12 protein-coding genes are annotated in these 11926 nt (G+C 66.1%); 6 read left to right on the top strand and 6 right to left on the bottom strand.

Features of this window, described 5'->3' with window-relative positions; genetic code table 11:
* Window positions 1-452 precede the first annotated feature (452 nt).
* On the bottom strand, window positions 453-875 hold the full coding sequence (locus ACIPK4_RS25860) for a hypothetical protein (protein WP_402316362.1): 423 nt from the start codon (window positions 873-875) through the stop codon (window positions 453-455).
* Window positions 876-1133: 258 nt separating this feature from the next.
* On the opposite strand from ACIPK4_RS25860, the gene ACIPK4_RS25855 reads away from it, so the two are divergent.
* Window positions 1134-1784 carry a hypothetical protein gene (locus ACIPK4_RS25855; protein ID WP_402316359.1) on the top strand — a complete coding sequence of 217 codons (651 nt, stop codon included), beginning with the start codon at window positions 1134-1136 and terminating at the stop codon, window positions 1782-1784.
* Between the two features lie 112 nt (window positions 1785-1896).
* On the opposite strand, the gene ACIPK4_RS25850 is transcribed toward ACIPK4_RS25855, so the two are convergent.
* The 5 genes from ACIPK4_RS25850 to ACIPK4_RS25830 form a co-directional block, all read right to left on the bottom strand.
* A complete protein-coding gene (locus ACIPK4_RS25850) occupies window positions 1897-3885 on the bottom strand; it encodes a hypothetical protein (RefSeq protein WP_402316356.1) in 1989 nt (662 codons plus the stop codon).
* 185 nt (window positions 3886-4070) lie between these two features.
* The gene (locus ACIPK4_RS25845) at window positions 4071-4775 is read right to left on the bottom strand and encodes an ABC transporter ATP-binding protein (RefSeq protein WP_402316354.1); all 705 of its coding nucleotides are present in this window, start codon (window positions 4773-4775) and stop codon (window positions 4071-4073) included.
* Between the two features lie 77 nt (window positions 4776-4852).
* Window positions 4853-5212 carry a hypothetical protein gene (locus ACIPK4_RS25840; RefSeq protein ID WP_402316352.1) on the bottom strand — a complete coding sequence of 120 codons (360 nt, stop codon included), beginning with the start codon at window positions 5210-5212 and terminating at the stop codon, window positions 4853-4855.
* A gap of 356 nt (window positions 5213-5568) precedes the next feature.
* Window positions 5569-5739, bottom strand: a complete 171-nt coding sequence (locus ACIPK4_RS25835) for a hypothetical protein (protein WP_402316349.1) — start codon at window positions 5737-5739, stop codon at window positions 5569-5571.
* Window positions 5740-5881: 142 nt separating this feature from the next.
* Window positions 5882-7414, bottom strand: a complete 1533-nt coding sequence (locus tag ACIPK4_RS25830; protein ID WP_402316867.1) for a trypsin-like serine peptidase — start codon at window positions 7412-7414, stop codon at window positions 5882-5884.
* Between ACIPK4_RS25830 and ACIPK4_RS25825 the strand changes: the two genes are divergently transcribed.
* The 5 genes from ACIPK4_RS25825 to ACIPK4_RS25805 all read left to right on the top strand — a co-directional run bounded on the left by ACIPK4_RS25825 (window position 7386) and on the right by ACIPK4_RS25805 (window position 11790).
* Window positions 7386-7985, top strand: a complete 600-nt coding sequence (locus tag ACIPK4_RS25825) for a hypothetical protein (protein WP_402316901.1) — start codon at window positions 7386-7388, stop codon at window positions 7983-7985. The genes ACIPK4_RS25830 and ACIPK4_RS25825 overlap by 29 nt on opposite strands.
* On the top strand, window positions 7982-8860 hold the full coding sequence (locus ACIPK4_RS25820) for a hypothetical protein (protein ID WP_402316346.1): 879 nt from the start codon (window positions 7982-7984) through the stop codon (window positions 8858-8860). Before ACIPK4_RS25825 ends, ACIPK4_RS25820 begins: the two co-directional genes overlap by 4 nt.
* A gap of 1082 nt (window positions 8861-9942) precedes the next feature.
* Window positions 9943-10635, top strand: coding sequence for a hypothetical protein (locus ACIPK4_RS25815; protein WP_402316343.1), 693 nt, complete (start codon window positions 9943-9945; stop codon window positions 10633-10635).
* Between the two features lie 274 nt (window positions 10636-10909).
* Window positions 10910-11539 (top strand): hypothetical protein, encoded by a 630-nt coding sequence (locus ACIPK4_RS25810; RefSeq protein ID WP_402316340.1) that lies wholly within the window; start codon window positions 10910-10912, stop codon window positions 11537-11539.
* On the top strand, window positions 11539-11790 hold the full coding sequence (locus ACIPK4_RS25805; RefSeq protein WP_402316338.1) for a helix-turn-helix domain-containing protein: 252 nt from the start codon (window positions 11539-11541) through the stop codon (window positions 11788-11790). The genes ACIPK4_RS25810 and ACIPK4_RS25805 overlap by 1 nt, the downstream gene beginning before the upstream one ends.
* Window positions 11791-11926: the final 136 nt, after the last annotated feature.

The following is an 11926-nucleotide window of genomic DNA, read 5'->3' as shown; positions in this document are numbered from 1 at the left end:
GCGGGAAGGGGCTCTGGGCGGTCCGGTCCGCATCGCCGTGGATGGCCCGCGCCGGCCGGCTGCCTGGCTCCCCGTACAGCGGGATGGGGCCGGGAGCCGCGCCGTGCATGCACCCCAGCCCCTGCCCGGGGCATCAGTCGCTTGCGCGACCGGGACCGCTTTGAGCATCGAAGGGGTCCATCGGGTCCAGGAGCGGCGCTCAGTCACACCTGGGCTGCCGGGCCGTGGACTCTCGGTGGAGACGCGGTCACGGGGGAAGGCCTACGGGACGGACCGGGATGCCCCCGCTCCGCGGCCGAGGCCGGGGCACGTGTACGTCGAGCTGGTCGGCGGCCCGCTGGACGGGGACGCCCTTCATCCGACTGTTTCTGGAGAGAGCGATGCTGGGTGATCAGGGTGGAGCCGCCGGCTCCTGATGTGCCCCGGCTGCGGAAGGAGTCCTACAAGAAGGATCACTGCGCTTCGACCGTGACCTTCCACGGCGTGACCACCAGGGGGCAGACCTGGCCTGCGTCGGGGCGGCAGCGTCGCTGCGCGGTGATGGTCGCGGTGCCGTCGTGTTCCGCATGGAAGGTGGCTGCTGCGTCACCGTTCGGCGCCGTGCGTCCCGTCGTCCGCCGGAGCACCGTGGAGTCGCTGGACGTCGGGGTGCTCCAGGTCCAGGTGAGTCCGTTTTCGTGGGAGGCGGTGAGCCGGACTTCGATGTCATCACCGGGGCCCGCGGTCACGGACCGGCCGTTGTCCGGGTTCGTGAGCGCAATGCGCTGTGCGAGCTGGTTGGCCGGCGCTGCGTGGGTGGTGGCGGGAAGCGAGAGGGGAGCGAGGGCCAGGGCGAACGCGGCGGCGCCTCGGGCGAGGGTGATCATCACGGGCATGGTTCTACCGGCCCTCCTCGCTCCCAGGAAGGTCTGTCATCCGATCAGGTGGACCACTTCACCCACAAGAGCGCCGTGGCTCTCCCCGCGGACCCCAACGGCCGCGCCAGGGTCGTGTCTCGGCGTGTTGGTGGCCTTGTACGAAGTCCGGCGGTGGAGACCGCCGGTCCTTGCCGACTCGGCGCAGCTGCGCCGAGTCGACCTCGGTGTGTGCTCGGGGCACGGCGTCGACGTGGCCAGCCGGGTAGCGCAAAGCCGATGTGGCGCACCCGCTGGATGGCCCGCGTCGCGGAGCGAGGAGAGGCCCCGCACCCGCCGGTCCTGATTGTCTTCAACCACATAGGTGCCCGTGACCCCAACCGCACCGTCCCGCGGCTGCAGGAGCTGACCCGGCTGCTGTGGGCGGGCGGGCCGGCCGACGGGTACAGCAGCTACGACACGAAGATCCCGATCTTCGCGACTGGCCTGCGCAACCTGCGCGAGCACGGACCTAACGGACCGGTCTTCCTTCGCTTCGGCCGCACCCACATGCAGCCTCTGCGCGACGCGATCGGCAAGCCCCGCCGGGACACCGTCCTCGCCCGCCGAGCGGAGCGGGCGCGAGCACAGCAGGCGGAGTACCAGGAGCAGCTGCGCCGCGCGGCCGAGCAGAAGAGGGCCGAGCGTGAGGCCGCCCGCCCTCCCTGCGCTGGCTGCGGGACGAAGTTCGACAACGACCGCTGGGAGAACACCCAGCTGTCCCCGGAGCCGGGCCACCGACGGCACCCGACGCTGTGCGAGCCGTGCGAGGACAAGACGGTCGCGGCCGCCGACCAGGCCGAGCGTGACCGCCTGGAGCAGGAGGCTGCCGTCACCGCCGAGAAGGCCCGCGGCTGGCCCTCCCGCTTCCGCCCCGGGCAAGCTCCCTGAGGGCTGGGCAAGCCTCCCGCTGACAGTGTGGGCAAGCCCAGAGCGTGCAGGGCATGCTCCCGTTGTCGGCGAAAGGTCGGGAGGCACGGACAGGGGGTGAAGAGTCGTTGCGTCAGTCGTTTGTAGGGCGCCAGCTTCGGCTCCGGCGTGTCGCGATCTCAGCGCATACGACGGCGATGATGACACCGCCGATGGCGATACTGAGGGAGCCGGCGGCCACGAGTCCGGCGGAGAGTTCGCCTCCGTCGCCGATGGAGAGCAGCATCTGGCCGAGTAGGTACGTAGCCACTCCGGCGCCTGCTCCCACGACAACGAGGGGAACGGAGAGGTTCCAGAGGGCCACTCTTAGGTAGAAGTTCCTGTCGCTTCGGAACGAGGCCACGGGGCCGAGACTTCGCGCTTGGTCGTCGAATACGGAGGCTGCACCCACGATTCCCGCGAGGACTAGGGCAAGCAAGCCGATCAGTGCGGCGTCCAGGACCCACTTGACGTAGTCGCTCCGGGCTTGCGCGCCTAGCATCCCGGACTCCACCGGCACGTCAAGCATGGGGAAGCCCAGCGTCCGGTAGGCGGCAGCCCAGATTTGATCGGCTCCGATTCCGCCTGCGGTGTTGAAGACCACGAGAGAGACACTTGCGGGGTCGGTGATGCCCGGGCGTTGGGTGGTGATGCTCACCATGTCCGGTGAGAGGCCGAGTCCTGCCAGTGCTGTGCGGGGCGTGGTCTCAACGGTCGATATTGCGTCAGTCAGCTCTGTGACAGCCGTGGGGCAGGTGGTGAGCGTTCCGAAGAATGCCAGTGAGTTGCAGTCGGCGGACAGTACCGTGCGGCCGCCCTCGCGATAGATGAGGGCTGTGGGATGGCCTGGGAGCTGTCGGCGGAGCTGGTCGAAGCGGGATGGATCACCTGATGCCTTGATCAGGACGGCGTTGCGGTTGTTTACGCCGGCCAGGCGTTTGGCGACGATTTCCGGGCCTTCGAGCTGGCTGGTGACGACTTGGCCCAGGGTCGTGAGGCCGAGCCCCAGGATCATTGCCGCACTGAGTACGGCGAGGACGACGGGTCTGGCGGCGAGCCACCGTCCGGCGATGAGTCCTGCCGCGTCGCCTCTGCGGAGGGAATGCGAGGCGATCGCCGACCCGAGAGAGCCTGACAGGCGTCCGGCAAGGACGGGGAGGGCTGCGAGTACGAGCATGACTCCGAAGAAGAAGACGACCCGTCCCGGACCGTCTGCCCGCCACGTTCCGTACAGGCACAGGCAGGACCCGATCCCGGACAGCACCCATACCGTCCGTCCGGGCGTGGCCCTGGTCTGCTGCGGGCGGGTGGTGGTTCGCTTGGGGGGCATCACGTAGCGCAGCGCGCTTATCCCCAGTACGAGGGCGGCCGCGGCAAGAATCAGCAGGGGCATCCATATGCGCAGTGAGGCCACATCACCAGCTGAGACGGTGTACCCGGTGAAGGGAAGGACAGTGTCCCACAGGGTCGTGGCCCACGCAGCGGCTGCCGCCAGGAGCGAACCCCCCACTACAGGGGCGGCAGCTTCGCCGGTGACCACCAGCAGGCGCGCCGCAGATGAAGCTCCCAGAGCCTCGAGCATCGAGATTCTGCGGTCTCTCAACTCCGCGGCGCCGCGCACCACGACCATGAGGGAGGCGGCAGCCGGCAGTACGGTGAACAGCAGGAGGAGTATCCAGAGGTCGCCGGAGGGGCGTTCGAACTGGTGGCTCACGGTGAAGTAGTCGATGAACTGAGAGTTCGGACGCCCAAAGCCCGTTATGCGCGTTCTGTGACTCGTCTCGCCGAAGATTCCTTCGATGGGGGACCGGGTGTACACCAGCAGCTCATTGGGTTCGGTGAGGCCCGTTCGCCCGATGGTCCCACCCATCGTGCCGTAGCGGGAGACGAGAGTTCCTGCCGCATGCTTCGCAGCCTGAGGTGAAAGAAAGGCCTCACCCTTCTCAGGCCACTTCTCAAGGCCTGGCGGCGGACTGGCATCCGACTGGAGCGGCTCCAGGAAGATGACCGATATGGCCTGACCATCGACGTAGTCCGGGCGCTCCAGCCACAGGGCCACCGCTTCTTGGCTCTGCTCAGCCATGACCGGGGAACGAGCGTCCTGCCGTTCCTGACGAGCGGCCAGACTGGCATCCACGGCCAGGAGGCTCCAGGCCACCCACAGTACGAGGAAGGATGCCGCGAACAGTCCGAAGCGGTGAACCAGGGCGGATACGCCGCTCGACGTTCCTACCCGGTGACCGAGCCGGAGCATGGTCACGTGGCTGCTCACCTGCGACCCTCCGAGTCCGTAGACAGGCGCCCTTCGGTGAGTTCAAGCGTCCGGTCGGCACGGGCGGCAATCTGGGGATTGTGGGTGACCAGGATCAGCGCACACTGAAAGCGGGTGGGCAGATCGAACAGCAGATCAGCGACGACGTCGCCCGTCCGCTGGTCGAGGGAACCGGTGGGTTCGTCCGCCAGAATCACAGAAGGCCTGCCGATGAGTGCGCGGGCGACGGCGACACGCTGACGCTCTCCGCCCGACAGCGATGCGGTGTTCTTGGATGAGGATTCCAGTACGCCGAGTTCGTCCAGCAGGCTCTGTGCGTCCGCGTATGCCTTCTTCGCGTTGCCTCCGGCGAGCAGGACCGGAAGTGCGGCATTCTCCAGGGGCGACAGTTCGGGTATCAGCTCACCGAACTGATAGACGGTACCCACGGTGCGCAGCCGCAGTGCGGCTCGCTCGCCTGCAGATGCCTGGGAGATGTCGACGCCGGCGATGCGGACGACACCGGACGAGGCGGTGATCAGACCGCTGAGGCAGCAAAGGAGAGTCGTCTTCCCCGAGCCGCTGGGGCCAGTCACCGCCACGGACGACCCGGCAGCAACACTGAGGGACAGCCCGTTCAGAAGACGGCGATCACCGATGCTGTAGTGCAGGTCCTTCACTTCTACTGCGGCCGTCTTTCGATCGTGCAGGTCGGTTCTCATGCTTCCTCGTTGTCAGCCGGGCAGCGCGGAGCCGGGTGTACCGAACATCCGGCTCCGCGCGATGAACATGTGCTGGATCAGGGCCGGTACTTCCAGGGGCCGTAGGGGTCGGTTGCCCAGTCACGAATCTGCTGTGAGCGGTGCTTGTTGACCCGGTTGGTGCTGCTGAGGTCGAATCCGCCGTTGCAGGTGCCGTTTCCCGCCTGCGCCCATGCCTCGTGTGCAGAGTTGTCGTCCCGCGTGAAGTGGGCCTTCACAGAGTTCCCGTCCTGGTCCATGTCGCACGCTAAGGCACCACCCCAGCTGACACCGGTATGCCAGTCCGTGACGTCATCGCTGTAGCTGTTGTAGATGTAGGACCTGTCGGCGTTTGCGACGGGGGCGCTTAAAGCGACGGCGGCTGTCACGAGAACAGCCACTTTGGCGATGCGATGCATGAAAGGATTCCTCTCCGATTGGAAGGGCCCACAGGGGCCCGATACGAGACGGCGGCTGGCCAACCAGCGCATCGTCTGTACAGCTGTATGGTCGTCAGGCCCTGATGTGTCTTGCCGGCTATTAGCGCCGGCCTGGCCTGAATCCCTCCGCACCTTCAGCGACGGGCGGCCACCCACGAGGCTCCATCACTCCTCGAACCGGATCGCAGTGGATCGAACTGCGCAACTGCCGGGGCAACGTCCTGCCCGGGCAACCGGAGCGAAGCTGTCGTGGCAGGCCCTGATACCTCTTTGGGGGACCCCGGTGGAGACTGTGGTCCCGACAACGGCCGAAACACGGTAGGCGGCGGTAGAGATCAGACAGGCGCCTGCCAGACAGCCAGGTCACCGTCGAGCGCAGCCCGTCCGAACCGCATCGCAGTGATGACCTGGGACATCAGCGCGAGGTCTCCCTCCAGCGTCCGGTCGACCTCGACCACGCGGCGTCGAGTAAGAAGCCCCAGCGAAGCCAGGGCGTCGTCGGTCACTTCATGTCCGGGTCCGTCGCCCATGTTCTGGCGAGGTGGAATGCGACGCGGGTGGGCGGGATGGGACTCCGCGAGTGGGTGAAGGCAGTTGTGCGCGAGTGATCTGACGCGGTCCCGTGTGCACGCGCCGGCCTCTGCAGATTCAGGCTGGCGGGGAGATCATCCGCTCGGTGCCGAGGCTGTTCATGCGGGTGTCCTGGTACAGGGTGGTCTCGCCGTCGGTCCAGCGAATCATGAGATCGTTGGTGAGACCGTCACTGGTGAACTGTCCGGTGGTCATGATGACGCTGTGGGTCCAGGTCTTGTTGGGGCCGTGGATGGGCTGCTCGCTGCCCAGGCCGCCGGTTGTGGTGCCGACGTAGTTGTTGAGCGCGCCGCTGTCCCAGCGGACCATGAGGTCCCACTTCTGGTTGCCGGAGAACTGCCCGGAGGTCAGCAGCGTGGCCTCCTTCCACGTGCTGTTGGGGTCCTTGAGCTTGTACTCCTGGCCCAGGGTGCCGGCCCCCACGTTGGTGAACAGGCTGAGCTCGCCGTCGGACCAGCGCACCATCAGGTCGGTGACGTAGGTAACGGCGTTGAAGCGGCCGGCGGCTATCTGGGTGGCGTGGCTCCAGATGGACCCCGAGGGAGCCATTTCGACGCCGGCACCAAGGCCGTTGGAGCCGACGTCGCCGTGCAGGGTCATCCTGCCGTCGTCCCAGCGGACCATGAGGTCGAACTGGTTGGAGCCGGTGAAGTCGCCGGCGGTGATGGTGGCGACCGGCTTCCAGCCTGCGTTGGGCGCCAGCAGCTGCCGTTCGGGACGGAAGCCGCCGTTGCCGTCACCGGGGTAGAGCGTGACTTCGCCGTCGGTCCAGATGACGAGCAGATCGCTGTGACCCGTGCCGGAGAAGTCTCCGGCGGAAATCTGCTTGGCGTGCTTCCACGTCTCGCCGCTGCCGGGCAGGGCCGGACCGTCCGTCGGAGGCTGGTAGGTGCCGCGGTGGACGTTCTTCGGTCCGATGCCGTTGTTGGCGTCGTTGTAGAGGTCCTGGGCGTCCTTGCCGTAGAGCGGAGCGTACGAGGTCCAGTCGACGTCGCCGCCACCGCCCATGCCCCCGACGTTTCCGATCACCTCTCCAGTCTTGGCCGAGGCGTTGTATCCCCTGATCCAAGGGCCGCCGGAGACGCCGCCGTAGTAGCCGCCGCACTCCATCTGCATCTGCCGGAACCCATACAGCCGACGGGTTGCCACATCACAGCGGATGGCCTTGTGCTGGCTGTTGTCGCTGGCGTGGGCCGGGTAGCCGACGACCGTCACGTTGTGCTCGTACGAAGTCGAGGTGGTGAAAGTGAGGGCGCCGACGACGTCCTCGACCGCGCCCTTGGCATTGGGGGCGACGGTGACGAAGGCGAAGTCCAGGTCCGAAACGGCAGCCCTGGTCTGGTCCGTGTCGGGGTAGCGGGGGTCCTTGTAGACCTCGCCGACCGAGAAGAGCCCCCACGGCTGGTTGGCCGGGACCTTGAGAAACTGGTACTGGGGTACGAAGACACGGTGGGTGGCCCCGTTCAAGCCGTTCGCACAGTGCCCCGCGGTGAGCACCAGGCTCTTCCCTTTGCTACGCACGACGCTGCCAGTGCAGTAGGTGGCGTTTCCACCGACCGGCGTGCCGTCGAAGAAGAACGTCCCCACCATCGGGAGGCCGTCGAAGTGTGCGGCGTGGGGTGTGTCCGGCGGTGCAGCGGCCATCGAGTTGGGTGCTGATGGAGTTTTGATAGGCCCGGTGCCGCGGGCGGCGTCGATGGGTTTGGCCTGGGCCATCCGCTCAGCTGTCCAGTACTGCTCTTCCGTAGTTGAGGCTGGGGATGCAAGCAGTGGGGTGGGGGTGGACGCGGAGGGGGAGGGGGGAGCGGTTACCGGTGGTGGAGTCGGTAGGGGAAGCTGCGAGGCGGAGGGCGTGGAGCCGGAGCGGGATAACTCTGAAGGGCTGGGTGTGGGGGGCGACGATGAGGATGAGGCCGAGGGTGAAGGGAGGGTGTCGGCCGGAGAGGGAGCGGCCGACGCCGCCAGGGCAGTGGGGGCGGTGAGTAGCACGGTGCTGGTGCCGAGCGCGAGTGCGGTCAACCATTTTGATCTCAATGACTTGCTTTCTGAGTGCAGCGATGACACCTGGCATCGCAGTGTGTTGGTGCGTCAGTTCGACGAAGAGGGCAGAGTAGGCAGTGGTGTGAGAGATCGTCAACGAATCCAGATAGGCGACAAATGAAGCGATTACGGGCATGGATCGGCGCGGCAGTCCTGACGATTCCGCTGTTCATGTCACTCGGAGCGGAGGGCGTGCAGGCCGCTCCACTTACAGATGTGCCGTTGCCCCTTCAAAGTGGCGCCGAGCAGTTGGTTCGGCCTGGCGAGCAGATCAGCGTCTCGGTGGGCCTGCAGGACGCCGTCGGTAACGGCGACAGGGTCTTCTCCGAAGCGTTCACCGCGGATGGCCGGATGAGGATGAACGATCCGCACGTCACCGCGGTCTTGACGATCTCCTGCACCGCTGCGCCCGGGTCCTACGAGGTGCGTATCGGATCGGGCGGGGAGCAGAATCCCTCCGAGGTCACGCGGCTCTGGGGCAGTGTTCGGGTGGCTCCAGCTGAAGAGGCGGAGCGCGCGGCGTGCGCACGACGGGTCTCCGAGCTGCCGCCGGAGCCCCAGGAGGAGCGCTGGCCTGCGGATGTGGAGTGGCCCGCGAGCCCATGGGACGTGCGGTCGGTGCGGGCCGGCGGCGAGATGACGGCCACCGATGGCCTGGAGATGGGCGGCGACGGAGGCGTCACGTTGACCTCATCGGCGTTCACAGGACCAGTGGTCATGCGCGGAGCGAAGAGGGTCTCCGCGGTCGTCCGCATCAGGTGCGACGCGAAGCCGGGTCTCTACACCGTGGTCTGGCGAGAGAAGGGGAAGCCGTCAAAGGACTGGGCCCGACTGCGAGTGGAACCTGCAGTCCCTGGCTGCCACGACCCTGCCCCTACGCTGGCCGACAAGGTCAAGCGCACGGCTCCCTGGCTGGCGGCAGGCATCTGTGCAGCCGCGCTTGCAGTAGGGGCAAACGCCCTGAAGCGGAGGCGGCGTGTCCATCCTCCCCTGTGATTGTGAAGCGTAGCCGCGCGCACTCCGGAAACGAGTGGTAGATGCGGCACGCACGAGCCGGCTGCGCGTTCCGGTTATCTCCGCCGAACGGCGAGAAGGGTGAACGGTTCTCTTTCTGGAAGCAGCCGAGTCGGCGATATAGACGGGTGGTTCACTGCGGCTGAAACGATTCCACAAATGACTTGAAACGCAGACCAGCGCCGGTCGGACTGCTTGGATGCTCAAATTAACCTCATCCTGCCCGGTGTGCTGCTGACAGCGTGCGGAGGTGCCCCCCGCGAGCGGATCGAGACCGTGACCAGCGCGCGGGGTCACCCTCTTGAGGCCTAGCCTCGCCGTTTCCAGCTGCGGCTGCTGGATAACCGACCGGGGTTGTTTGGGCGGTGTTGGTGGGTGGCATGCGGACTCCCGGCGCGGTGGTCGGGTTCTCCAGGTTTCCCCGCGCCATGGGGTGGTGAGCTGGCCGGGCGGGGCAAGGCCGCGAGGCGGTGGAGGGTGGCCGCCGAGTTTCGTTTTCTCCAGGGCCAGCTGGCGCAGATCCGCAGGTGGAGGCGTCGGCCGCCGTGGATGAGGCGGGCGGCGACATGCAGCAGCGGAGTTTCTTGGGCTGGGCGTTGGCCAGCTCGCCGTCCAGCAGCAGGAGGCGGGTCCAGGCGAGGGGGCCGATCGCTGCCAGGACCTGGCTGCAGTTCCGTCGGAAGTACCTCCGCTGAGACTGCCAGTGCCGGCAAGGCTCTGGCCTTTGTCGGGCAGGGCGGCATTCAGCAATCATCGGTATTAACGGAGCGGCGTATTTCGCTTATTCGGTATGGCTAAAAAATGTGCCAAGGTGTCCTGAAAGCATTTACTGTGCCGAGGCGTGTTCGCCGCGAACCTCAAACAAACCTCAGAAGAATCCAATGTGGGTTGCCGGGGCGCTGTGGCGTGTGTGACTGTCGTTCAGTCAAGCGCCGATGACCAACGGCGTTTCGCGTGCAGAAGGTTGGGGGGCCTGAGGAAATTCCTTTCCTGCGTCAGGCTGATTTCAGTTGTGCGTTCCTTCTGTATTTGTTACGCAGGAGCAAGTTTTGGGGGAAGTTGAAATGAGCAACACCACTCGCCGGGGATTCGTCGGCGCGATGGCCGCGACCGTCGGAGCGTTAACGCTGGCGGCGGCTCTGCCAGCGCAGGCCAGTGCTGTGGAGGCGCCGTTGCCCTCCACTCCGCAAGCGTATGTCGCGTGGCTGGAGGCCAAGCAGGACCCGGCTGCGGCTGAGACGATCGCTCAGTTCAAGGCCCTGCCCCAGGAGAAGCAGGAGAAGTTCCTCGGCTACCTGAACAAGCCGGACCACTTCAAGGCGTTCATGGACGTCGCGCAGAGCCCCACCGCCAAGCAGCGCGTGCTGGCCGGCGGCGACATCGTCATCAACAAGGAGGAGTCGAACTCGTCGAACTCTCCGAGCGCCGTGGCCGGTGACATGAGCGCCTGGCACAGCGTTTCCGACACGATCGTCGGCGTCAAGGTCACGACGGTGAAGCTCGGTGTCAACTACCGGGTCTCGGGCAGCAGGGTCACGGCCGTCCTCAGCGGCTGGGCCAGCCACACCAACTGGGTGCCGGCCCTGGCGTTCGACCACGAGCCGATCAAGAACTGGATCTCTGCCGATCCGGGGAACAATGCCCACTCGGAGACCGTGTGGACGGGCAAGTTCGCCATGTACGGCACCTGGTCCTGCCGTCACCGCATGTGGGCTGACCAGGACGGCTTCAAGGACGGTTACCTCAAGAGGGTCTGATGCACCTGGATCGGTGGTCCTGACCAAGCCGCCGACTGGTAGGCCCTGAGCTGACCAAGCTCGCAGTTCGGCAGGCACGGAACCAGATGTTTGCCCCGTGGAGTGATGACGCCCACGGGGGCGGCCCTGGCCGTGCCTGCCGTGCTTTCGCCTGCTTCCCCCCGGGCTGGCTGCTCCGCTGCGGCGACCCGGGTTGAGGACGGGGTTCCCCTTCTCCCACCCCGCAGGTATCGTTTATCGATAACATCGATAAACGATAACGGAGGTGGCGGCGGTGAGTGAGGACCGGAAGCTCCTTGAGCCCCTGTCCACAGTGGTCTCGGGCGTACTTCGCCTGCTGGTCGGCGTCCTCGCGGTCAGTGTTGTCCTGAGCCTCTTCAACAGCGACATCGCATTCTGGAGCGGACCGGGCAACTGTGTCACCGCTGACTGGATCTCCGGCAGCTCGAGCGCTGCCGACGCCATGTTCAGCGCTCGAAACGGGGCGCACGTCTCAGCGGTCCCGCAGTACTGCGCCGAACACCCCAGTAACTACCAGCATCTGCTGAGAGTGCTCGGTGGCGTACCGGCGCTCGCTCTGTTGATCGGCGGCCTCATCCTGCTCAACCGCCTGCTGCAGTCGGCCGCCCGAGACGGCGTCTACACCACACAAACCGCCTCCAGGCTGCACCTGCTGGGCTGGTGGCTGCTGCTCGGCAGCGTGTTTGCGGAAGTCGTCGAAGCCGGCGCCCGCGCAGCCCTGCTTGCGACGCTGACCGACAACGTCACATTCTCGGTCGAAGCGGTACTTCACACATCGGCATTCCCCTACCTCACAGTCCTGACCGCCCTAGGGGTGCTCACGTTCGCACGGATCATGCGTGTGGGGGCCGGCATGCGCGAGGACCTCGAAGGGACTGTCTGATGTCCGACGAGGAAACCGAGACCCACGAAATCCACGTGCATCTCGACCGTCTCCTCGCCGAACGGGACATGACGCTGGCGGAACTCGCCGTTCGCGTAGGCGTGACCAATGTCAATCTGTCCATCCTCAAGAACAATCGCGCAAAAGCGATCCGCTTCACAACACTCACGAGCATCTGCCGAGTGCTCGGCTGCCAGCCGGGCGACCTGCTCAGCTACGGCCCGGCGCGCAGTGATGTCCAGGCTGGATAACCACCATCGAGCCGCACAATATCGCTCGTTCGGCAAAGGGCGGCGCAGCTAACCATTCCACTCGCAGAAAATAGAGGAGAAGTGATGATTGGAATGATGGACACCGGAATGAAGATCACGGCGGTTATCTCTGTCG

It is taken from the genome of Streptomyces sp. NPDC086989 (assembly GCF_044745505.1).
In the GTDB taxonomy this organism is placed as follows: Bacteria; Actinomycetota; Actinomycetes; order Streptomycetales; family Streptomycetaceae; genus Streptomyces.
Note: the sequence above shows the minus strand (reverse complement) of the source record. Positions and strands in the feature narration are given on the sequence as shown.